Annotated in this window: 24 protein-coding genes; 11 read left to right on the top strand and 13 right to left on the bottom strand. The window is 49.1% G+C overall.

Translation table 11 applies throughout. The annotated features are described in order from the left end of the window. Nucleotides 1-138 precede the first annotated feature (138 nt). Entirely contained in the window at nt 139-708 is a 570-nt protein-coding gene (locus B067_RS0108260) for a UbiX family flavin prenyltransferase (RefSeq protein ID WP_019529610.1), read from the bottom strand. A 156-nt stretch (nt 709-864) separates the two neighbouring features. Between B067_RS0108260 and B067_RS0108255 the strand changes: the two genes are divergently transcribed. The 7 genes from B067_RS0108255 (at nt 865) to B067_RS0108225 (ending at nt 7,971) form a co-directional block, all read left to right on the top strand. Further along, nucleotides 865-1,359, top strand: a complete 495-nt coding sequence (locus tag B067_RS0108255; protein WP_019529609.1) for a hypothetical protein — start codon at nt 865-867, stop codon at nt 1,357-1,359. Between the two features lie 91 nt (nt 1,360-1,450). After that, nucleotides 1,451-2,905, top strand: coding sequence for an adenylate/guanylate cyclase domain-containing protein (locus tag B067_RS0108250; RefSeq protein WP_019529608.1), 1,455 nt, complete (start codon nt 1,451-1,453; stop codon nt 2,903-2,905). Further along, entirely contained in the window at nt 2,895-3,944 is a 1,050-nt protein-coding gene (locus tag B067_RS0108245) for a tetratricopeptide repeat protein (RefSeq protein ID WP_019529607.1), read from the top strand. Before B067_RS0108250 ends, B067_RS0108245 begins: the two co-directional genes overlap by 11 nt. 141 nt (nt 3,945-4,085) lie before the next feature. Next, nucleotides 4,086-5,258 (top strand): methyl-accepting chemotaxis protein, encoded by a 1,173-nt coding sequence (locus B067_RS0108240; RefSeq protein WP_019529606.1) that lies wholly within the window; start codon nt 4,086-4,088, stop codon nt 5,256-5,258. A 217-nt stretch (nt 5,259-5,475) separates the two neighbouring features. Further along, on the top strand, nt 5,476-6,852 hold the full coding sequence (locus tag B067_RS0108235) for an ATP-binding protein (protein ID WP_169335558.1): 1,377 nt from the start codon (nt 5,476-5,478) through the stop codon (nt 6,850-6,852). After that, nucleotides 6,849-7,541: a response regulator gene (locus B067_RS0108230; RefSeq protein WP_019529604.1), complete on the top strand. Its 693-nt coding sequence runs from the start codon at nt 6,849-6,851 to the stop codon at nt 7,539-7,541. Before B067_RS0108235 ends, B067_RS0108230 begins: the two co-directional genes overlap by 4 nt. A gap of 97 nt (nt 7,542-7,638) precedes the next feature. After that, on the top strand, nt 7,639-7,971 hold the full coding sequence (locus B067_RS0108225) for a hypothetical protein (RefSeq protein WP_019529603.1): 333 nt from the start codon (nt 7,639-7,641) through the stop codon (nt 7,969-7,971). Between the two features lie 81 nt (nt 7,972-8,052). Here B067_RS0108225 and B067_RS0108220 read toward each other — a convergent pair whose 3' ends face one another. From B067_RS0108220 to pomA, 3 genes are read right to left on the bottom strand one after another with little or no spacing between them, the layout of a single operon-like run. After that, nucleotides 8,053-8,646: a PilZ domain-containing protein gene (locus B067_RS0108220; RefSeq protein ID WP_019529602.1), complete on the bottom strand. Its 594-nt coding sequence runs from the start codon at nt 8,644-8,646 to the stop codon at nt 8,053-8,055. Nucleotides 8,647-8,678: 32 nt separating this feature from the next. Then, nucleotides 8,679-9,665: a flagellar motor protein MotB gene (locus B067_RS0108215; protein ID WP_019529601.1), complete on the bottom strand. Its 987-nt coding sequence runs from the start codon at nt 9,663-9,665 to the stop codon at nt 8,679-8,681. Between the two features lie 18 nt (nt 9,666-9,683). After that, the gene (gene pomA, locus B067_RS0108210; RefSeq protein ID WP_026244525.1) at nt 9,684-10,445 is read right to left on the bottom strand and encodes a flagellar motor protein PomA; all 762 of its coding nucleotides are present in this window, start codon (nt 10,443-10,445) and stop codon (nt 9,684-9,686) included. A 339-nt stretch (nt 10,446-10,784) separates the two neighbouring features. Here pomA and B067_RS0108205 point away from each other — a divergent pair, with 339 nt between their 5' ends. The 4 genes from B067_RS0108205 to B067_RS0108190 all read left to right on the top strand — a co-directional run bounded on the left by B067_RS0108205 (nt 10,785) and on the right by B067_RS0108190 (nt 14,412). Beyond that, complete coding sequence (locus B067_RS0108205) at nt 10,785-11,024, top strand: exodeoxyribonuclease VII small subunit (protein ID WP_019529599.1); 240 nt, start codon at nt 10,785-10,787, stop codon at nt 11,022-11,024. Beyond that, nucleotides 11,021-11,929, top strand: a complete 909-nt coding sequence (locus tag B067_RS0108200) for a polyprenyl synthetase family protein (RefSeq protein WP_019529598.1) — start codon at nt 11,021-11,023, stop codon at nt 11,927-11,929. The genes B067_RS0108205 and B067_RS0108200 overlap by 4 nt, the downstream gene beginning before the upstream one ends. Nucleotides 11,930-12,036: 107 nt before the next feature. After that, nucleotides 12,037-13,938 carry a 1-deoxy-D-xylulose-5-phosphate synthase gene (gene dxs / locus B067_RS0108195; protein WP_019529597.1) on the top strand — a complete coding sequence of 634 codons (1,902 nt, stop codon included), beginning with the start codon at nt 12,037-12,039 and terminating at the stop codon, nt 13,936-13,938. A 72-nt stretch (nt 13,939-14,010) separates the two neighbouring features. Continuing rightward, complete coding sequence (locus B067_RS0108190; protein WP_019529596.1) at nt 14,011-14,412, top strand: SpoIIAA family protein; 402 nt, start codon at nt 14,011-14,013, stop codon at nt 14,410-14,412. Here B067_RS0108190 and ribA read toward each other — a convergent pair whose 3' ends face one another. The 9 genes from ribA to B067_RS0108145 form a co-directional block, all read right to left on the bottom strand. Further along, entirely contained in the window at nt 14,413-15,018 is a 606-nt protein-coding gene (gene ribA / locus B067_RS0108185; protein WP_026244524.1) for a GTP cyclohydrolase II, read from the bottom strand. It abuts the gene before it with no gap. Between the two features lie 128 nt (nt 15,019-15,146). Then, nucleotides 15,147-15,788 carry a retropepsin-like aspartic protease family protein gene (locus B067_RS0108180; RefSeq protein WP_019529594.1) on the bottom strand — a complete coding sequence of 214 codons (642 nt, stop codon included), beginning with the start codon at nt 15,786-15,788 and terminating at the stop codon, nt 15,147-15,149. Nucleotides 15,789-15,814: 26 nt separating this feature from the next. Further along, a complete protein-coding gene (gene thiD, locus B067_RS0108175) occupies nt 15,815-17,227 on the bottom strand; it encodes a bifunctional hydroxymethylpyrimidine kinase/phosphomethylpyrimidine kinase (RefSeq protein ID WP_019529593.1) in 1,413 nt (470 codons plus the stop codon). A gap of 39 nt (nt 17,228-17,266) precedes the next feature. Continuing rightward, complete coding sequence (locus tag B067_RS0108170; protein WP_019529592.1) at nt 17,267-17,755, bottom strand: phosphatidylglycerophosphatase A family protein; 489 nt, start codon at nt 17,753-17,755, stop codon at nt 17,267-17,269. Between the two features lie 28 nt (nt 17,756-17,783). After that, entirely contained in the window at nt 17,784-18,755 is a 972-nt protein-coding gene (thiL, locus tag B067_RS0108165) for a thiamine-phosphate kinase (RefSeq protein ID WP_019529591.1), read from the bottom strand. 16 nt (nt 18,756-18,771) lie between these two features. Beyond that, nucleotides 18,772-19,239 carry a transcription antitermination factor NusB gene (gene nusB, locus B067_RS0108160; protein WP_420806527.1) on the bottom strand — a complete coding sequence of 156 codons (468 nt, stop codon included), beginning with the start codon at nt 19,237-19,239 and terminating at the stop codon, nt 18,772-18,774. 82 nt (nt 19,240-19,321) lie between these two features. Then, nucleotides 19,322-19,795, bottom strand: a complete 474-nt coding sequence (gene ribH / locus B067_RS0108155) for a 6,7-dimethyl-8-ribityllumazine synthase (RefSeq protein WP_019529589.1) — start codon at nt 19,793-19,795, stop codon at nt 19,322-19,324. A gap of 38 nt (nt 19,796-19,833) precedes the next feature. Further along, nucleotides 19,834-20,952: a bifunctional 3,4-dihydroxy-2-butanone-4-phosphate synthase/GTP cyclohydrolase II gene (gene ribBA / locus B067_RS0108150; RefSeq protein ID WP_019529588.1), complete on the bottom strand. Its 1,119-nt coding sequence runs from the start codon at nt 20,950-20,952 to the stop codon at nt 19,834-19,836. 18 nt (nt 20,953-20,970) lie between these two features. After that, nucleotides 20,971-21,639 (bottom strand): riboflavin synthase, encoded by a 669-nt coding sequence (locus B067_RS0108145; RefSeq protein ID WP_019529587.1) that lies wholly within the window; start codon nt 21,637-21,639, stop codon nt 20,971-20,973. Nucleotides 21,640-21,645: the final 6 nt, after the last annotated feature.

Genomic DNA, 21,645 nt, shown 5'->3' with positions numbered 1-21,645 from the left:
AACCTGTAACCTGTAACCTGTAACCTGTAACCTGTAACCTGTAAAATTTTAATTTATCAAACCTACCGCACAAGCTTTTTCTTGTCGCTTGCAGCTTAAAGCTTGCCGCTGCGCTAATAGCCTTAGGCTATTAGAGCTTCAACCCTCCCCCCAACGATTCACCACGCCTACATCTATATCAAACAAATCCAAGGTGCGGCCCACGCTGTGGTCGACGATATCAGCAACGGTTTTAGGCTTAGCGTAAAACCCGGGTAAAGGTGGCGCTATAATCGCCCCCATTTCTGACAGCGCAGTCATTGTGCGTAAGTGGCCGGTGTGAAACGGGGTTTCTCTCACCATTAATACTAACTTGCGCCGCTCTTTTAACATCACGTCAGCGGCCCTAGTGAGTAAATTGGAGGTTACTCCGCTGGCTATTTCTGACATGCTGCGTACCGAGCAGGGTGCCACCACCATGCCCATATTTTTAAAGGAGCCGCTGGCTATGGCCGCCCCTACATTTTTAACCGCATGCACTTCATCAGCTAAGGCCTGCACATCAGCCAGCTTTAAATCGCTTTCGAAGCTTAGTGTTAACTCGGCGGACTTGGTCATCACCAAATGGGTTTCAATATCAGTAGGCTGTAACAGCTCAAGTAAACGAATACCGTAAACCACCCCTGAGGCACCCGAAATACCCACTATTAACCGCTGTTTCGCCATCATCTTTACCCTATACACTACGCCTATCACTGAAAGGCCTTTATAACAGGATCACAGCATAGTGCAAAGCCTGTGTTAGCGCTTGTTTCAACTTAACGCTTACCATAAGCTTAGCACTGCCTAAACGGCCTACACCTTCACAATGGAACTAACAACTGAATGGATAGCCCCGAAACCTATAACCGCGTCAGTAAGATTGAAAGCACGCTTACTCATAACAGCCTTAAGTGGATTAAAACCTTGCTGTTATTAACTGCGGTTAGCATTGCCTGGCTCAGCTACAGCAATATAATCTCTTTAGGCTTGGGGGTAATTCTGTGTAGTACCGCGGTGTTATTGGCGCTAGTACTGTGGCGTATTATTATTTCTCGTAGCCGCTGCTGTCGATTTTGCGGTGATCCCTTGGACTATATCAACCGGGAAATGATACTCAACAGCAACTATTTAGCTATGCGCGGCACTAAACAAGGGGATTATTATTACGCGCCCAATGACTGGGCCAAAAAACATTCGGCAACCGGCTGGGCAAAAATATCACACCGCGCCCAAGCCTGCCATTATTGCCGAATATCAAAAGAAAGTTATAACGTACATCAACAAGCGGCCACCGAGCAGGAGTTAAGCTCGTTAAACATCACTACCGATGCCTGTTAAAAGTAGATATGAGTCACAACAGTAACGACCATAAGCGCTATACTTAAACAGACTATAACAACGCCGCCGTTAAAGGTGCGCAAAAAATATAATGAAAAAAAACCTGTTTAGTCAATTGCCCTTAGCTGTAAAGCTATCGCTGATGATCTCACTACTCATCATCACAGGTATTTCTGTGCTGAGTATTATCACGCTCAACAAACAGCACGATATTCAAAACCAGCAAATCAATGACTTTAGTATTGCCATGGCCAAGCAACTGGCCAGCGCCATGCGCGAGCCGCTGTTTACCGATGACAGCCTATCGATGCAATTGATGGCCAACAATTTTGCCCAGCTGCCACGCGTACTGGCTGTTACCGTTGTTGATACGCAACTACAAGTGCTGGCCAAAAGCGGCCCCGATATTAGCAACAACATTACCGCACACCTCACCCACACCGTGCAACAATCGCTAAAAAGTCTTAGCCAAGCACAGGACAATGGCATAGTGCATGCCGCCAGCCCGATAGATTTCAACGATAAAACAGGCGGCTATGTCATTATCGCCTTAGCCACTGATATGCTCTCCAGTATTTATCAGCACACCTTACGCTTACTACTATGGGTAAGTGGTGCCATTATTTTACTAGGGTTACTGGCAGCCTATTTTATTGGCCTGCATATTTCTAACCCTATTAAACAAATTCTTAACGCCACACATAAAATTAGCCACGGTAATTTTCAACGCATGGAGGAGCGACGCAACGATGAGCTGGGGCAACTCATCAGCACGATTAATAAAATGAGTGATGGGCTTATTAGAAAGCAGCAAGTGGAATCCTTGCTAGACCGCTTTTTAGCCAAAGATGTAGCCAGCCAATTATTGCAGCAACTAGACACTGTCGAGGTTAAAGGTGAGCGCGTCGATGCCACGGTATTATTTGCCGACATTGTGGGCTTCACTAGCATGTCGGAGCAACTTAGCCCCGAAAACGTTGCCGAACTGCTGAATGAGTATTTCTCCTACTTCACCTTATGCGCCAATATGTATTTTGGCAGCATTGATAAGTTTATCGGCGACTGCGCCATGGTGGTGTTTGGCGCGCCTAAAAAAAATGCGCAGCATCAATTTCATGCCATTGCCTGCGCCATATTGATGCAAAAACTCACCGGCGCCTTAAATAAACGCCGCCGCACCCAGCAACTACCCGAAATTAAATTGAGTATAGGTATTAACAGCGGTCCCATGCTAGCCGGCGTACTGGGCAATCAAAAACGCATGGAATATACCGTGGTCGGTGATAGTGTTAACCTAGCGTCCAGATTGTGTAGCGAAGCGGGCTCGGGTGAAATTTTAGCCACTGCCACCGCTTGTCAGCAGGCACTAGATAGTCATAAAATTTCTGCCGCAGCCAATAAAATGCTGCGTGTGCGCGGCAAAGAGAAAAAGGTTAAGACCTATCTTATCAACAGCATTGCGCGAGAACACCAACTCAGTATGGACAGCCTGATTGAAGACATACTCTCTCAAAACACAAATCTCAGCGGTAATAATGGCCAGTAGCAAGCTACTATTCATAGGCTATCTGTTACTTATTAGTGCCTGTAGTTCCATAAGCCATTGGGGGGTAAACCCACAACAGCAGTTAACCGCACTTATCAATAATCATGAATTTGAGCAGGCGCTACAGCTCATAGATGATAGCGCCAGCAACAGCCCTTATTATACGCAACTACAACAGCAACGTGACCAAGTTAGTAGCCAGCAACATAACTACATCAAGCAAATACTGCGCAGCGGCGAACAACTGCAACAACAACATCTATGGCCGCAAGCGCTGACGCTGCTTAACGGCGCCTTGGATAAAAACCCCCACTCCAGCGCATTAACTGCCGCCTTGGCCAAGGCGCAAGACAGACAGCAACATTTTATCGCGCAACAAAAAGTACGACTCGCCAAAGTAGAAGCACCAGTACTGCAGCAGGCACAAAGCATTCTAGAACAGCTATTACAGGCCGAACCACAGCAGGCTGATTACATCGCGATACAGCAACAAAACCTTTTGCGCTCCCAGCAATACCTGCCCATTTTAATGACTGCTGTCGAGGCAGCTATACAGCAGCAGCAATGGCATGACGCACAAAACCTTCTCACCGCAGCCCAGCAGCTGCCGCTGCCGCTGCAAACCGACCTCAGTGCACTCAAGCACGCGGTTAATAAAAAACTGCAACTGGCAGCACAGCAACAACAACAGCAAGCGCTGCAGCAACAACAATTGATCACCACACAACTAACTCAAAGCCTGGACAAGCTTATACAACTACAGCAATGGCCTGAAATACAGGCCATCATCAGCACTCTGGCGCAACAAGACAGTCTTAGTGATCAAGAATTAGACCGGTTAAGTAAAGCCAAGCTCGCACTCTCTCAACACTTAGAACAGATTATCGAGCTAGGCCAACAGCACTACATCAAAGGAGAGCTACAGCAATCTATACGCTATTGGCTAGAAGCCTTGCAGCTAGCTCCAAACAACGACAATATTAAGCAGCGGCTAGAGCGTGCTATGCGTTTTAAACAGAACATTGATAAGCTGCCTTAAGCTTACCGCAAGCTAAAAACATTAAGATTCTCAAGCTAATTAAATATCTGCCGCTATACTAGAATGTCATATTGCTATTGGTATGACCTAAATAACAACTAGCAGCTACAGCTATAGATAACTTACATAGGCTTTTTTATCATGACTGGATCATCCATCTCCGCCCGTATTGCAGCACCCACAGCACTGCTGGGCTTAGCGCTGCTGATTCTTGGCTGGCTACTACTACCTGACACCCTCAGCGTGGGTATGGCACTCGCGCTAATCGCAGCAATAGCCACTCTTATGTCAGTAACCGTATGGCTTCTAGCACAGCAATACCTCACTAAGCGGCTAGGCCAATTGCAAAGCTATATTGATTTAGTCGCTAATACCGAGCGTGCCCCCAACTCAACCCCTGACGACACCGGCAGTGATGAACTGAGCCTAGTCACGCACTCACTAACCGGATTTATCAAACAACTGCACGATGTGATGGACAACCTACGGGAAAATGCCAACCAAGTGCGCGAGGGTTATGAAGAACAAACCCTTAAAATGAGCCACTCGGTAAACCAGCTGCAAAACAGCACCACCGAGCTAGACGACGTTGCCAGCTCTATACACCAAGTTGCCTCTACCTCAACAGCCTTAGCAGAGAATGCCGGCGAGATAGCCTCCACCGTACGTGAAGTAGCCAGCATGATAGAGCATGGCAGCCAAGCCTCTAGTAGCAATCAAAGCTCTATGACTACCTTGGCCAACACTGTAGAGAGCATGACCGAAAACGTTGCCCAGCTACAGGAAGAAAGCGCGCAAATAGGCTCGGTATTGGATGTAATAGGCAGCATAGCCGAACAAACCAACCTACTGGCACTCAACGCAGCTATTGAGGCCGCACGTGCTGGCGAGCAAGGCCGTGGTTTTGCCGTGGTTGCCGACGAAGTGCGCGCCCTAGCTCACCGCACTCAAGAGGCCACGGTAGAGATACAAAACATGGTGGAAGGCTTACAAGGCAAAGCACAGGCAGCAGTAAAAGCCATGGAACAAGGCAGAGAACTGAGTAACAACAGCCTAGAGCAAAGCAAAAACATCGAGCAATTACTGCGAAAAATCCACGATGTAATCAGCAATGTTACTCAGCTAACCAATCAAATTGCCGACGGCACCAGCACCCAAACCTCGGCCACCGATCAAATCAATCAGCGCGTGCAAGCTATTGCCGACCAAGGCCGTGAAGTTAGTGCAAACCTCAGCGCCATTGCTGAAAAAACCTTAGACCACCAAGACTGCTCTCGCAAAATGGACGAGCTACTTAAACGTATTTGCGTGTAATAGCACACAGCAAACACCTACGCACTCGGCAAAGGCGGCTCTCATTTGAGACTCGCCTTTTTTATTGCCCCCTCTCCCTCTTTAAATAAGCAAGCAATGTGCAAGTTCCTAAGCGGCTATAGCCATCATCACCTATAGTGATTATTCTTAAGCCATGCGCATTCAACAGAAATTATTAATAACACTACTAAGTACCAGCACCTGCCTGGTGGTTTTAATGTTTGCCTTTATGCGTTGGAGTATTGATAACGGCATGCTGGAATATGTTAACACCCGTGAAGCCAAGCAACTGGCACCGCTGGCCCAGCGACTCGCTAACGCCTATGAGCAACACCAGGGCTGGGACACTATCGCTAGGCCAGAGCATTTTTTTCGGCAATTACTGCAACAACAATGGCAGCTGGACATCAGCGCTCATCCGTACCCGGCAGAAGCTGACATCGATAAAGAAACCGATATAAGGGCAAGAGATCAGCATGACCGGCACCAACCCCGACCACCAAAAATTGTCATACTAAACCAGCAACATCAACCGCTCTTTGGCCGTTATAACAACAAAAAAGACTATCAACTACTACCCATTATCTCGCAACAACAAACCGTAGGATGGCTGGCCAGGCCCAAAAAAACCTTTATTAGCAAGGGCTTTGAATTAACCTTTATCGAAAAACAAACTGAAACCTTTGCCCTGATTAGCTTGATGGTATTCGCCTTGGCCCTGTTAATCAGCCTGCCCTTAGCCCGCCACTTTGTTAACCCTATACGCGTACTCGCCAAGGCCTTGCACCGCTTAACCCAAGGAGACTACCAACCCCAGCAAGGTTCACTGTTATTACTACAACGCCGTGATGAGTTAGGAGGGTTGGCCCAAGATATACACAGCTTGGCCGTCACATTAAATAAAAATGAACTATTGCGTAAACAATGGCTGGCCGACACATCGCATGAATTGCGCACACCGGTAAGTATTTTATTAGCCGAAATTGAAGCCATGTTGGATGAGGTCAGGCCGTTGACTAAAAACAACCTGCAATCCTTGCAGCAGGAAACCCTGCAATTAAAAAAATTGATTGATGACCTGCACCAATTAAACAGCGCCGATTTAGGCAGCCTACACTACCACAAGCAAACTACCGATTTAGCAGCGCTACTCAAGCAGCAAAGCCAACGGCACCAACAATACTTACAGCAAAAATCCATTACCCTCACTGGCGACTACCCCACACACAGCATCAACTGTGCCGTAGACAGCACCCGCATAGCTCAGTTGCTAGACAACATACTGGCCAACTGTAAACGCTACTGCCCCGAACACAGCCAGGTGCGTATACGCTTACACAGCGATAAACAGCACGCTATTATCCGCATAGAAGACAACGGCCCCGGCGTGCCCGATGACGCACTAGCGCACTTATTTGACCCCTTATACCGGGTAGAGCATTCACGCAATCGCAGCACCGGCGGCTCCGGTTTAGGCTTGGCGATATGCCAGCGCATAGTCGCCGCCCATGACGGTCATATCCTAGCCCAGCATTCACAATATGGTGGCCTGCTAATAACCATCAGCCTACCCTTGAGCGCCAGCACAGCATGAGCACAGCCCCTATTTTAATTGTTGAAGATGAACCCAAGCTCGCGCAATTATTGGTGGAGTATTTTCAACAGGCGGGCTTTAGCAGCCACTGCATAGGCCACGGCGACCAAGTGCTACCCTGGCTGCAACAACATCACGCCGCCGCTATTATTTTAGATTTAATGCTACCCGGCACCGACGGCCTCAGCCTGTGCAAGGCCATACGCCAATTTAGCGATACCCCCATCTTAATCACTACCGCAAAAGTGGAAGAAATAGACCGCCTGTTAGGCCTAGAGCTGGGTGCTGACGATTATATCTGCAAGCCCTATAGCATGCGTGAAGTGGTGGCCAGAGTGAAAGCTATTTTGCGCAGGCTTAACAGCCCGCCCCTGCAACACGCAGGCTTTGAGCTAGACCCGCAACAACAGTGCATACACTTTCAGCAGCAAAGCCTGCACTTCACCACCGTAGAGTATCAATTGCTCAGCCAGCTAGCGCTGCAACCGGGGCGCATTTTTAGCCGCAGCCAATTAATGGACGGTATGTATAAAGATCACCGCGTAGTAAGCGACAGAACCATAGACAGCCATATTAAAAAGCTGCGTAAAAAACTGCAACAGCATTACCCCCAGTATCAATTTTTACACGCCATCTATGGCGCGGGCTATCGCTTTGAACTTATCTCTATTGATAAATGCCCGGCCTAGCAAGATACTTAATTCAGCCACTTTTCTTGCACAGTTTGTTTTTATAGTAGGCCCTCAACCTCGTTATCAACCTCACTATGTAACACACGGAGCTACTATGAAAATCAATATGACAAAGGCATTCACCGTTATCTGTATCGCCTTACTAAGCCTTTCCAGCATTGCCTATGCCGGCAAACACCATGACGACAGGCCATCGCAGGAGCAACATCACGAGAAACGTATGGAAAAAATGGCTAAGAAACTAGCGTTAAGCGAGCAACAGCAACAACAAGTGGCAGCTATTTTTAAAGAACAGCAGAAACAACACAAAGCCATAGAGAGTGCAACTCGCGACAAACTCAGCACCGTGCTCAGCGCAGAACAGCTGGAGAAAATGGATAAGATGCACGGCAAGCGCCGCCATAAAGAAAAACACGACAAGAGCTAAGCGCTAAACTAAGCAATTGCCAACAGCCTGTATTAGCCCCTAAAAGCATTGGGCTGTTGGCTTTTTACAGAGCTAACATAACTAGAGTTGATCTTGCGCCTGCTCTGACTGCAAGCGCTGGCGTTTTAACTGATTACTCTGGCCTTTAACAATATGCTGTATTAGTAATTCTTGATCATTATTATTAACATTTGAAAAATTCACCCGCGCTATATAGGCAGCCTCTGCGCCTTCCTCAGCCTCGCTACAGCCTAGCACCTCAGCCAAAATCACTATATGTAAGTCACCAGGGCTAAGCAAAATATCCAATTGCACATATCGCCCTTCCGGTAGTAATTCCTCACAGGGAAAAGCCATACCACAGGCACTGACATTAACCTGTCGTAAACTATAAGCCACCTTCTGCATTAAGCCGGCATCGATATCCATTTGCTGAATAACAAAGTTTAATTTTTTGTTTACTAAATCGATAAGCTCTGCCGCTATAGGTGCCTGTATACGACAGGCATCCAGCAAGGTCTGTATGCGGTTATCAAAATTAGCCGCATAGTTAATACCATCCCTATCATTTTTAGTCTGTTTAGAAAAGACTTGCGCCTCAGCATCACTGACTAGGCGGTATGAAACTCGTAGGTTTTCATCTATGCGGAAATAGCGGCGACGTTCATCATTCATAATTATTCTCTATTATTACTGCTATCACTAAGCTAAAAAATTTCGTCGGGCCTGAGATCAAATAACACCTCATCATCAAGCTGCAGGGAGTCGTACAGTTCTTTATCTTGGTGTTTTAGCACTTGTATCTCTTCTTTTAGATCTTGATCCATACCTTGCTGTACCACAATTTCTACGCGGCGATTTTTAGCCCTACCGTCTGCGGTCTCATTGCTATCAACAGGGTGCACGTCACCAAAACCGGATATGCGAAAACGCTGAGGCTTTAAGATACCACCAGAAAATAATTCATGGGCTACCGACACGGCCCGGCTAGTCGATAACTCCCAGTTAGAGCGAAAACGTGAGGACTGGATAGGAATGTTGTCGGTATGACCTTCCACGGTAATCGTGCCTTTTTTAGTGGCTAAGACATTACGCACTTCTTGTAATAGTGGAATATAGTCATCCGCCAAGCGCGCCGATCCGGAAATAAAGGAACCGTGTTCACGTATGCGCAGCACAATTTTACGCCCAGTGGTTTCCACCTCCACTTCGCCCTCGGCAATTTGCTTGCTCAATGCCTTGGCTAAATCTACCGCATCGTTTTCGGTTTCTTGTATCAATTGTTTAATTTTTTCAGCCACCGCTACTGGCATTTGCACACCGGCCTGCTTGCTATCACTACCCGCCTCTACCTCGTACTCTTCCGCGCACTCAACCTCTAGCGACAACTCGGTCAAATCATCGGTATGTTGAAATATTTCATTGATAGGGGTGGGCTCGGGTCGGCCGGGGCTAAACTCCTGGGCAATAACACTGGTACCCTTGGGCGGGTCTTTTACATCTAATTTAGTTTGCACACCAAACGCTTGCGCCATAGATCCCGCCAAGCGTTTGAACTTCATCGCATCCATTTCGGCAAAAGACAGCAGTAATACGAAGAAACACATTAATAGCGACATTAAATCCGCAAAAGTACCCATCCACCCGGGGGCACCGGGGGGCGGGCACTTGGGGCAATCCTGCTCATCACTCATATTTGACCGGCGCCTTATTTATTCATCGTCAGCGCTACCGCGCTTAGACGAAGGTAAATAATTGCGCAACATGGAATCGATTACTCTAGGGTTTTGGCCGCCCTGTATAGCTAATAAAGCATCGATAACCAAACTCTTAATCATGCTCTCTTCGCCACGGCGCAGGTTTAATTTATCGGAAATGGGAATTGCCACCATATTCGCCAACATTGCACCATAGAGTGTGGTTAATAACGCTACCGCCATCGCCGGACCTATGGACTTGGGGTCATCCATATTAGACAGCATCGCTACTAGGCCCACTAGCGTACCTATCATACCCATGGCGGGGGCAACATCACCCAAGGCAGAGAATATGGTGGAGCCTATTTCATGACGCTCTACCGTTTTATTCATATCTTTGCCCAGTAAGTCTTTAACCACTTCGGGGTCGTGGCCGTCCACTAATAACTGTATACCGTCCTGTAAAAAGTCATTGCTCACCTCTTTACCTTCCAGAGAGAGTAAACCACCCTTACGCGCCACATCGGCCAACTCGACTATCTCATCGATCAATTCGGCAGGGTCAGAGGATTTAAACATAAAGGCTTTAGCCGCGACTTTACCTGCACCTAAAAACGTCGACAGGCCAAATTTAGACATCACTACAAAAATACTGCCGACAATAACAATCAGCACCGATGGGATATCGACAAACATCAAGACGCCGCCACTCAATGCCATCGCAGTGATTATAATCACCATGGCACCTGCCATCCCTATAAGAGTTGCTAAATCCACTCTCTACTCTCCATTATTGTTCGATTATTACGGACACTATTGCCGCCTATAGTTAGACGGCATATAGCTGTATAAAACCCTGTATTTTCTAACAGCTATCAGCCGGCCCTGATTATCCCCCGAGTATAGCGAGAGATAAACCACTACGCCCTAAAAGATGTCATTATCAAACGATATTGATCAATTAATATCTATAAAACCTCTACAGAATAGCGGCTCAATCAAGCCAATCTTTAATTTTTATGGTTTCGACGCTTAGGGATACCTCTATGACTAAGCAAGCTTTATAATCACAAGCTACAACTATCATAAAACAGCTACACCCACGGGGAGTTCACCATGGCGAAAGCCAAAAAAACCATCAATTTCGAAAAAACTCTAGACCAATTGGAAGAGCTGGTTGAAGACATGGAGCACGGTGACCTCAGCCTGGAAGAGTCTCTTAAGTCCTTTGAGAAAGGCATTAAGCTCACCCGCGACTGCCAATCAGCACTCAACGACGCCGAGCAAAAAGTACAAATACTGATCGAAGAAAACAACGAACTCAGCGCCCACGACTTCGACGATGATCTCGAATGAGTGACAGCTTCCAGGGGTTTTTAGAAAGCAGCCAGCAGCGAGTAGAAGCGGCCCTAGCCACCCAACTCAATGCCCAGCTAGCCACTAGCGCGCAAGCGCCGCTGTTACAGCGGCTACATGATGCCATGCATTACAGCCTGTTTAATGGCGGTAAACGGGTGCGCCCTATGCTGGTATACGCCACGGCCCAAGCCATTAACGCCGGCTGCTCGCCACAGGATTTAGACAAAGCCGCCAGCGCTGTGGAAATGATACACAGCTACTCGTTAGTGCACGACGACCTGCCCGCCATGGATGACGACGACCTCAGGCGCGGCCAACCCACCTGCCATATAGCCTTTGATGAGGCCACCGCCATACTCGCCGGTGATGCCTTACAAGCACTGGCCTTTGAGCAATTGGCCAGCCTCAATAGCAGCAGCGACATCCGTGTCGCCCTTATCCAAACGCTAAGCCAGGCCGCTGGGCCGCTGGGCATGGTAGGCGGCCAGGCCATAGACCTAGCTTCGGTCAACCAACGGATAGACCTGCCGCATTTACAAACCTTGCACCAACTGAAAACCGGCGCATTAATACGCGCTGCGGTGGCTATGGGCGCTATTATCGCCGGTGCCAGTGACGAACAACGGTGCGCCTTAGACGCCTACGCCAGTGCCATAGGGTTAGCCTTTCAAGTCACCGACGACATCCTGGATATAGAGAGTGACACCATCACGCTAGGCAAACCGCAAGGGGCCGACCTCGCGCTTAACAAACCCACTTACCCTGCATTACTGGGACTAGTGGGCGCCAAAGACAAGGCCCAACAACTGCACCAGCAAGCACTGCAGGCACTGGCCGCATTTGGCGACACTGCCCAGCCTTTACGCGCCTTATCGGCCTATATAATAACGAGAAAACACTAAGCCTTAGAATGAGTTAGCGCTCATATAGGACAGGTAATCGCGGCCTCTTTACGCTACAATGCCGCTCCGATCTGCAGCGAAACAGGTCGGTTACGACGGGATAAACCATGTTTAACGAAATACCACAGACGCGCCCCGCTACGCCCTTGCTGGACGGCATCGACCAAACTGCACAACTGCGTGAGCTGCAGGAAGAGCAACTGCCACAACTGGTAGAAGAGCTGCGCGCCTATCTGCTTTACACCGTAGGCCAAACCGGCGGTCACTTTGGCGCAGGTCTGGGTGTGGTGGAACTAACTGTGGCCCTGCATTACCTCTACAACACTCCCGACGATCGCATCGTTTGGGATGTAGGCCACCAAACCTATCCCCATAAAATTTTAACCGGCCGCCGCGAGCAAATGCACAGCATGCGTCAGCAGCACGGTTTGGCTGGCTTTCCCAAACGCGCCGAAAGCGAGTACGACACCTTTGGCGTAGGCCATTCCAGCACCAGTATTAGCGCCGCGCTGGGCATGGCTATAGCCGCCCGCGATCAAGACATCAAACGCAAAACCGTCGCGGTGATAGGCGATGGTGCCATGACCGCCGGCATGGCCTTTGAAGCCTTGGCTCATGCCGCCCATGTCAACGCCGATATGCTAGTGGTGCTCAACGACAATCAAATGTCTATCTCCCATAACACCGGCGGCCTCAACACCTATTTCTCCAAAATTTGGGCCAGCAAAACCTATACAGGCCTGCGCGAAGGCAGTAAAAAAGTGCTGTCGCGCCTTCCCCCCGCCTGGGACTTAGCGCAGCGCATAGAAGAACATATGAAGGGCATGGTCGCCCCCGGCACCTTATTTGAAGAGCTTGGCTTTAACTACATAGGGCCCATAGACGGCCACGATCTGCCCAACCTGATTAGCACCATGCGCAATATGCGTGACCTCAAAGGCCCACAGCTGCTGCATATCATCACCCAAAAAGGTAAGGGCTTTGGCCCCGCCGAGAAAGACCCAGTGGGCTATCACGCTATTAATAAAATAGAAGCCAAAGCCAGCAGCAGCGACGCCGTTAAAAAGCCTAAATACCAAGAGGTGTTTGGCCAGTGGCTATGTGACATGGCCGCCAGCGACCAGCAATTAATCGGTATCACCCCCGCCATGTGCGATGGCTCAGGTATGATCGATTTTGCCCAGCAATATCCGCAGCGCTTTCACGATGTCGCCATTGCCGAACAGCACGCTGTGACCTTAGCCGCCGGCATGGCCTGTGATGGATTAAAACCAGTAGTGGCAATTTACTCCACCTTTTTGCAAAGAGCCTACGATCAATTAATACACGATGTTGCCCTGCAAGAGCTGGATGTTACCTTTGCCATCGATAGAGCAGGCCTAGTGGGTGAAGACGGCCCCACCCACGCCGGCAGTTTTGATATCAGCTTTTTACGCTGTATCCCGCATATGCTGGTCATGACGCCTTCTGACGAAAACGAAACCCGGCAGTTGTTATACACCGGATACCAACATAAAGGCCCCGCCGCCATACGCTATCCGCGCGGCACCGGCCCCGGCGCCGCTATAGAGTCGCGCATGAGCGCACTACCTATAGGCAAGGCCGTTGCACGCCGCGAAGGCAAACAAGTAGCCATACTTAACTTTGGCACGCTACTACCCGCCGCCTTAGCCGCTGCCGACGCGCTCAACGCCACGGTGATTGATATGCGCTTTGCCAAACCGCTAGACCAAGACATGATTTGCCGCATGGCCGCCAGCCACGAGTTACTGGTAACCCTAGAAGAAAACAGCATAGCAGGTGGTGCCGGTGCCGGCGTCAGCGAATACCTCAACCAAGCAGGCATACCGCAAGCCGTGCTTAATCTAGGCTTGCCCGATGCGTTTATAGACCACGGTAAACATAGCAGTTTATTAGCCAGCTGCGGTTTAGACAGCGCTGGCGTAGAGCAGGCTATACGCCAGCGCTTGGTATTACTAAACAGCAAGCCAAACGTCAAAGCAGGCTAAGTCCTAAGCGCTTTATAAACGAATAAAACCTGCTATACACAGCCTACCGTAAACGTTTTAGCAGGCAATATTATGTCCACTCCCTATAGACACGGTGTTAGTTTAGGCTTCGAACGCGTTGGCAGTGATTTTTTTCTGTCCTTCAAAGCCATAGGCAAACTCACTCACCAAGACTACCAATACATCACACCTTTAATTGAATCCGCCCTCAACAGCGTTGAGCCAGCCAAAATGAATGTTTTTTTTGATTGCAGTGATTTTCAAGGATGGGAGCTTAAAGCTGCTTGGGATGATCTTAAGCTGGGCCTAAAACACGGCAGCGCGTTTAATAAAATTGCCATCTACAGCAATCAAGAAAACAATCGCCAATGGCTAGAATACAGCAGCAAAATTGCCAGCTGGTTTACCTCTGGCAATGTAGAGTTTTTTGATCAGGAAACTCAAGCGTTCAACTGGCTGCAGGGCAGCCATTAGTCACTCGCTATCATCATCGCTACGCATTAAATGCCCCAGCTTCCCGGCCTTGGTAGCCAAGTAATGGGCATTATGCGGATTTTGGCCGGTTTGCAGGGGGATGCGCTCGGCGATAATCAGGCCTTGCTCGGTTAGAGCATTAACCTTACGAGGATTATTGGTCATTAAGCGCAGGCTTTTAATACCCAGATGCCTTAGCATCTCAGTACAAATGCCGTAGTTACGCATATCGGCACCAAAACCCAATTGCTCGTTGGCCTCTACCGTATCGGCACCGGCATCTTGCAACTTATAAGCTTTTATTTTATTTAATAGGCCTATGCCACGGCCTTCTTGGCGCAGGTATAACAATACGCCACGACCTTCCTCGGCAATTTTTTGCAAAGCAGCCTGTAATTGCGAACCACAATCACAGCGCAAGCTAAATAGCGCATCGCCGGTTAAACATTCGGAGTGCACCCTAGCCAATACAGGCTCGCCATCGGCCACATCACCTAGGGTTAATACGATATGCTCTTTATCGTTGGCCACATCTTCAAAGCCATGCATGTCAAACACCGCCCACTGGGTAGGTAATTTTGACGACTCCACAAAGCGTATTGACACTAGGCTCTCCACTATCAAATAAAAAAGATCAATAAAAGGATAAAATAAAGGGCGCTCATTTTAACAAGGTGAGCGTCGATGTATAGGTGAAATTCGCTGCTCGTTAAGCGAGATACAAAGAAACAGGCTTAGTATTTACGGCTCAGCGTCATCACGCCGTTTTGCTCCTGCATATCCACCTGCGATAAATAACTCATGCCTAGTAACACATGGCTGGGATAGTTGCCTTCTATCACCGAAGCCTCTACCCCGCTAATAGTAATGGCACCCACGGTAACCGATGGCAACACCAGACTATAAGCTGCGGCGACACCGCTGGCGGTAGTTACCCGCGACTTTAGCCCCTGCCTATACTTAATACCCAAGCGCTGGGCGTGGACGCCACTCATCGCGACGATATTGGCACCGGTATCCACCAGCACAGTAATGCGGCGGCCATTAATGGTAGCGTATGTTAAATAGCGGTTGTTATTATCGCGGCTGACCTTAACTTCAGGTGCCTCAGGCGAGTCACTGGCGCCGCTAATCTGCTTGTTTAACCCTAAAGTCTGGCGTTGGCCGTCTAGCTCTATCACCACATGGCGGGTGCTGGCCTCTATCACCGTTACCCCACTGTTGCTGGCTTGGCCTTGCCGCAACAGGGTTTGCTGGCCATCGATGCGTAAAATAGCGCCGCCGTTAAACAGCCCTTCTACTATGACTTCGGGCTGGGACTGGGCAATAGCCAGCACGGGAATGCTTAGCAATAAAGTTAGTAAATACCTGCTCACACGCTATCCCCTTACTATATTTTGGCCTAGAGAGTAATGCTGCTGTCTTCGGCCAACAACTGCTGAGCCATAACCACCACACCATCAACACCGGCCATCATGCATTGGTTAATCTGTTTGGCATCGGCGACGCTGACCGCCACTAAGGGATAGAAGTCGGCCAACAAACCCACCCACTGTTCCAGCTGGGCCCAACCTTCTTCGCCGGCGGCTACATGTAATTCCATATAGCTGGGCTCCACGCCATCGGCTGTGGCGATATCGGCATAGCTATGCACTGCTACGCCCAACATCAACTTAGCCTCATGTAGCGCAATTAACACCTCATCGCTGAGCTGCTCTAGCTCTAGATGTACGCCATAGGCCTGCTCGTCTATGGCTCGCTGCCAGTCACCTTCAATAATCACTTGTACCTGTTGTTGGCGACACTGATCTATAGCCTCACTGACCCAAGCATCGTCGCCCTCTATGCGTAAACGCAGCACGCTAACCAACTCGGAATCCAGCAGCTCGGGCAGCTGCTGTAACCTTGTTACTACCGGACACAGCTGTAGGGTGTCGTCGCAGGCGGGAAAACTAAGCCCCAGCGTCGGCAACTGTGTAGCCAGCACCGGTAAATCATCTAGGTCGCCGGGCCAGCCAAAGTGCCCGACGGGGCCAGGGCCACTGCCAATTTGCACTGCATAGCGCAGGCCTTGGCTAACATAGGCTTTGGCCAGCACCAGCGCATCTTGCAGGCTAAAGCCGCGCGCCAAGGCTGCGGTAATGGCAGCGCTAAAGCTACAACCACTGCCGTGGTCATTAACCGTATCTATATACTCGCCCTGCAACCAATAACTTTGCTCGCCATCGCTCCAGTAATCCAAACACAACTCGCTATAGTCCTCAAAATGGCCACCGGTAAGTATCACCGAGCGCGCACCTTGTTTAAGTAACTGCGCCGCCACCGTCACCATATCGTCGGCTTGAGTAATGGTGCTGCCACTGAGGGCCTGCGCTTCGGTAATATTTAGGCTAAGCACATCCGCTCTAGGGATAATGTGCTGGCGCAGTAATGCCCCGGCACCATCGGCCAATAAGCAATCACCACTGGCGGTCATTAGATGCGGGTCGCACACCACATAGCCACTGTAATCAGCGATATATTTGGCGACTGTGGTTATCACCTCCTCATTTAATAACATGCCCAGCTTAATCGCCTTCGCGGGCAAGTCGCTATCCAAGGCATTAATTTGCGCAACAATATTTTTGCGTTCGGTAGCCACGGTATAACCCACGGTAAAGGAGTTTTGCGCGGTCAGGGCGCTAATCACCGAGCAACCGTGTACGGCGAAATCTTGAAAGCTATACAAGTCGGCCTGCACCCCGGCACCGCCGCCAGAATCAGAACCTGAAATAGTCCACACCACGGGCTTTTTATGTTGCAAAAAATTGTTCAAGTACTAACTCCCAATAAACCATCAATAAATATATGCCGATTAAACGTTAAACGTAGCCTGTAAATACACCAGCCCCTGCAAGCAGATAAAAGCATAAACCCCAGCCAGTACATCATCCAACATAATACCTAAGCCGGTCTCCATATTTTTATCCAGCACGTTAATTGGCCAGGGTTTCCAAATATCAAATAGTCGAAACAAGACAAAACCTATCAGCAACCACAGCCAACCGGCAGGGGCCAATAGCATGGTAATCCAAAAACCGACAAACTCATCCCACACTATGCCGGGGTGATCGTGCACCCCTAGGTCATCAGCAGTTTTACCGCAGAGATACACCCCCACTATAAAGCTGACTAACAACAGCAGTACATACCCCAATAAAGGCAGCTGCATTAAGACTAAATACAAAGGCACGGCCATTAGCGTGCCAAAAGTCCCCGGCGCCTTGGGCGCTAAACCACTGCCAAAGCCAAAGGCTAAACAATGGATGGGGTTAGTAAGTATGGCTTTGGAATTTACGCGCATAAGTTTTTATCGCCATTACAGATGAGTATTAAAAATGCTGGTAACCACTTTCAGACAATATTATTTCCCGGCCTTGCTCATCTATACAGCGCACACCCTCACCGGCCACTATAGTGCCCACCTCGGTAATAGCGACATCGATTAACTCGGACAACTCCAATAACTGTGCACGCTTATCGCTGGGGGCGGTAAAACACAGTTCATAATCATCGCCGCCACTTAGCGCATAACTTAAGGCTTGCTCGGCGCTGGCATTTGCTTGCAACTCGGCCGATACCGGCAGCAGACTAACATCCACCACCGCGCCCACCGCACTGCGTCTGGCAATATGGCCTAGGTCGGCAATAAACCCGTCAGAGACATCTATCGCCGCCGTGGCTATATCGTGCAGGCTTTGGCCCACCGCCACTCTGGCACTGGGTTGATAATAGCGTTGCTTAAAAAACTGCTGGGCGCTTTTAGCCACTGGCAACTGACCCTGCATAAAGGCCAGTGCCGCGGCGGCATCACCTAGGCTGCCGGTAACAAATATACAATCCCCTACCGAGGCACCGTGACGCTGTAAGGCTCTGCCCTTGGCAACCACACCCTGTACATGCAGGGTAAGGCTCAATGGGCCTTTGGTGGTATCACCGCCAATTAGCGCAATGCCATAGTGCCGGGCAGCTTGCTGTAAACCTCGGCTAAACGCCGCCAGCCAAGGCTCACTAAGCTCAGGCATAGATATCGCCAAGGAAAAAGCCACCGGGCTGGCACCCATGGCCGCTAAATCACTGACCGACACCGCCAGCGCACGCTGCGCAATCAAATCGGCATTGGCTTCGGCGGGGAAATGTATATTGGCGTTTAAGGTATCGATGGATTGCGCCAGCTGCATCGTATCGGGTATCGATAATAAGCAGCAATCATCACCTATGGCTAAGTCTACATAGGGGCTGGCTGGCTGCGTAATCGAAGCAAAATAACGCTCTATTAATGAAAATTCAGTCAGCGGCATCATCTGATTTCTAATAGGCTTAACGTTGTGCGGCGTTAATTTCTACGGCGCGCACTTGTTGCGCCAGCTTATCCAGCACGGCGTTGATGTATTTATGGCTTTCAGCAGCACCAAATTTTTTCGCTAATGATACCGACTCATTAATCACCACTTTATAGGGTATATCGATACGCTTAATTAACTCGTAGCTACCCACACGCAATAAAGCTAACTCTATGGGATCTAGCTCGTCCATAGTGCGGCCCTGTAAGTACTGACCAAAGGCCTCTTCCAGTTCAGAGACGCAGCTGGGAACATCAAAAACCAATTCGTGAAAATAGGCTTTATCGACATTGTTAAAATCGTAATCTGTTAAAAACTGCGATTCAATATCGCTTAAGGATGCACGAGCCATATGCCATTGATATAAGGCTTGCATACCATAGTGGCGCGCCTTGCGGCGGGCGGCGGGGTTAAACGATGTTGCTTTGTTGTCAGACACGATAATTCTCACTTACATAAAAAGAACAAACGCACCGTTACAGGCGCGTCTTATCAATAAAATAGTTGGGCTAAGCCCCGCTAAACATTTAAATATTATCTAGTAGGCTAACCATTTCCAGTGCTGAAGCCGCGGCTTCTTCACCCTTGTTACCCATCTTGGTACCGGCACGCTCTACCGCCTGCTCTATGCTATCAACGGTAAGCACACCAAAAGATACCGGTATTTCAGCGTCCAGATTAACAGTAGATAAACCTTTAACACACTCGCCAGCCACAAATTCAAAATGGGGCGTGCCACCGCGTATAACTGCACCTAGCGCAATAATGGCATCAAATTCTTTTTTAGCTGCAACTTTTTTAACGGTTAAGGGAATCTCAAAAGCACCGGGACAATAGATTATAGCCATGTCTTCTTTGTTAACACCGTGACGCGTTAAGTAATCGACAGCACCTTCTAATAAACTGCCAACTACAAAACTATTCCAGCGCGTTACCACTAAGGCAAACTTTTTACCCTTAGCCGAAATAAAATCACCTTCAATAACTTTAATATCTTTCATCACACTCTCTCGCATTCTCTCTAAATCGTTGTTAATTTTTATTCCGGCGCTACGTGTTCTATCACTTCTAATTCAAAACCGGATATCGCATTGTATTTAATAGGCACGCCCATTAAGCGCAGCTTACCCGCACCCACATCACGTAAAATTTGTGAACCCAAGCCTACCGTATGATAGCTGGCATTTTTTGAGCTGGCATCTTCTATGGGGCGGTTCTTTTCACCCATGGCGATAGCCACACTGTCTAAATGCTCAGCAGTTGTTTCGTTATTGGCTAGCAGCACCACGACACCACAGCCCTCTTCAGCCACTTTTGCCAAGCAGCGAGGCATATTCCAGCTGAGGTTGTCGTTAGGTTGGGTGGTGAGCAAGTCGCGCATAGCGGACGCTAAATGCACCCGTGCCAAAGTAGGTGTGTTGGCGTCGATAGTACCTTTCACCATGGCGTGATGGATGTCACCGGCCAGTAAATCTTTATAGGTGTGCAGTACAAACTCGCCGTAATCGGTTTGCACCACACCTTCACTGATTTTTTCTACGGTGCGCTCGTTAATCACGCGGTAGTGAATTAAATCAGCGATAGTGCCTATCTTTAAGTTGTGTTCTTTAGCAAAAATTTCTAACTCGGGACGACGCGCCATGGTGCCGTCTTCATTCATGATTTCGACTATAGTGCCCGACGCTTCAAAGCCCGCTAAGCGTGCTAAATCACAACCCGCTTCGGTATGGCCGGCGCGGGTCAATACACCACCGGGCTGGGCCATAATGGGGAAGATGTGGCCAGGCTGTACGATGTCGGCAGGCTTAGCATTACGAGTCACGGCGGTGCGTACAGTGTGGGCGCGGTCGGCTGCGGAAATGCCGGTGGTCACACCTTCGGCAGCTTCTATAGAAAGGGTGAAATTGGTACCAAATTGAGCGCCATTGGCGCCCGCCACCATCAAACCTAAATCCAATTGCTGGCAGCGCTCTTGCGACAGCGTTAAGCAAATTAAGCCGCGGGCATGCTTGGCCATAAAGTTAATGTCCTGAGGTTTAACACACTCAGAGGCCATAACCAGATCGCCTTCGTTTTCTCTATCTTCGTCATCCATCAGGATAACCATTTTGCCTAGGCGTATGTCTTGTATCAGTTCTTCTACGGTATTTAATGCCATTCTCTAAACCTTTGCGTTTTACGCTTTATAAAAGCCATGCTCAGCCAGCAGGGCCTTGGTGACGCCGCCGGTAATTGTATCACTGACCGCGGCCTGTTCGCCCAATATTAAACGTTCCAAATATCTGGCCACTTGATCCACTTCTAAATTGACCTGGGTGCCGGGCTTATAGTGTTTGATTATCGTTTCTTGCACGGTGTGTGGCACGATGTTGAGTTCAAACTCGGCACCGTCTACCTTATTCACTGTAAGGCTGGCGCCATCTATACACACCGAACCTTTGTGGGCTATGTATTTGGCCAAATGCGCGGGTGCTTTTAAGCGAAAACGCTCAGAGCGAGCATCGGGCTTACGACTCACTACTTCGGCTAGGCCGTCGACATGGCCACTCACTAAATGGCCACCTAAACGCGTCGCCAAGGTCAGCGCTTTTTCTAAATTCACGCTATCGCCGACTTGCGCATTCGCTAGGCTGGACAAGGCCAGTGTTTCTAATGACACATCAGCCCAAAAACCGTCGCCGGGCAAAGCCACCACGGTTAGGCACACGCCATTGGTGGCAATACTATCACCCAATTGCACATCTGCTAAATCTAACTTGCCACTGCTCACCTGCAAACGCAGGTCGCCATCACGCATTTCTTTGGCGGCTATGCTACCGACAGCGGCAATAATACCTGTAAACATGCTTTG

It is taken from the genome of Dasania marina DSM 21967 (assembly GCF_000373485.1).
Classification (GTDB): domain Bacteria; phylum Pseudomonadota; class Gammaproteobacteria; order Pseudomonadales; family Dasaniaceae; genus Dasania; species Dasania marina.
Note: the sequence above shows the minus strand (reverse complement) of the source record. Positions and strands in the feature narration are given on the sequence as shown.

Bases quoted from the DNA above. Each gene is read 5' to 3' on its own strand.
- B067_RS0108260 (WP_019529610.1), bottom strand. From the start codon at position 708: ATGATGGCGAAACAGCGGTTAATAGTGGGTATTTCGGGTGCCTCAGGG.
- B067_RS0108255 (WP_019529609.1), top strand. From the start codon at position 865: ATGGATAGCCCCGAAACCTATAACCGCGTCAGTAAGATTGAAAGCACG.
- B067_RS0108250 (WP_019529608.1), top strand. From the start codon at position 1,451: ATGAAAAAAAACCTGTTTAGTCAATTGCCCTTAGCTGTAAAGCTATCG.
- B067_RS0108245 (WP_019529607.1), top strand. From the start codon at position 2,895: ATGGCCAGTAGCAAGCTACTATTCATAGGCTATCTGTTACTTATTAGT.
- B067_RS0108240 (WP_019529606.1), top strand. From the start codon at position 4,086: ATGACTGGATCATCCATCTCCGCCCGTATTGCAGCACCCACAGCACTG.
- B067_RS0108235 (WP_169335558.1), top strand. From the start codon at position 5,476: ATGTTTGCCTTTATGCGTTGGAGTATTGATAACGGCATGCTGGAATAT.
- B067_RS0108230 (WP_019529604.1), top strand. From the start codon at position 6,849: ATGAGCACAGCCCCTATTTTAATTGTTGAAGATGAACCCAAGCTCGCG.
- B067_RS0108225 (WP_019529603.1), top strand. From the start codon at position 7,639: ATGAAAATCAATATGACAAAGGCATTCACCGTTATCTGTATCGCCTTA.
- B067_RS0108220 (WP_019529602.1), bottom strand. From the start codon at position 8,646: ATGAATGATGAACGTCGCCGCTATTTCCGCATAGATGAAAACCTACGA.
- B067_RS0108215 (WP_019529601.1), bottom strand. From the start codon at position 9,665: ATGAGTGATGAGCAGGATTGCCCCAAGTGCCCGCCCCCCGGTGCCCCC.
- B067_RS0108205 (WP_019529599.1), top strand. From the start codon at position 10,785: ATGGCGAAAGCCAAAAAAACCATCAATTTCGAAAAAACTCTAGACCAA.
- B067_RS0108200 (WP_019529598.1), top strand. From the start codon at position 11,021: ATGAGTGACAGCTTCCAGGGGTTTTTAGAAAGCAGCCAGCAGCGAGTA.
- dxs (WP_019529597.1), top strand. From the start codon at position 12,037: ATGTTTAACGAAATACCACAGACGCGCCCCGCTACGCCCTTGCTGGAC.
- B067_RS0108190 (WP_019529596.1), top strand. From the start codon at position 14,011: ATGTCCACTCCCTATAGACACGGTGTTAGTTTAGGCTTCGAACGCGTT.
- B067_RS0108170 (WP_019529592.1), bottom strand. From the start codon at position 17,755: ATGCGCGTAAATTCCAAAGCCATACTTACTAACCCCATCCATTGTTTA.
- thiL (WP_019529591.1), bottom strand. From the start codon at position 18,755: ATGATGCCGCTGACTGAATTTTCATTAATAGAGCGTTATTTTGCTTCG.
- ribH (WP_019529589.1), bottom strand. From the start codon at position 19,795: ATGAAAGATATTAAAGTTATTGAAGGTGATTTTATTTCGGCTAAGGGT.
- ribBA (WP_019529588.1), bottom strand. From the start codon at position 20,952: ATGGCATTAAATACCGTAGAAGAACTGATACAAGACATACGCCTAGGC.
- B067_RS0108145 (WP_019529587.1), bottom strand. From the start codon at position 21,639: ATGTTTACAGGTATTATTGCCGCTGTCGGTAGCATAGCCGCCAAAGAA.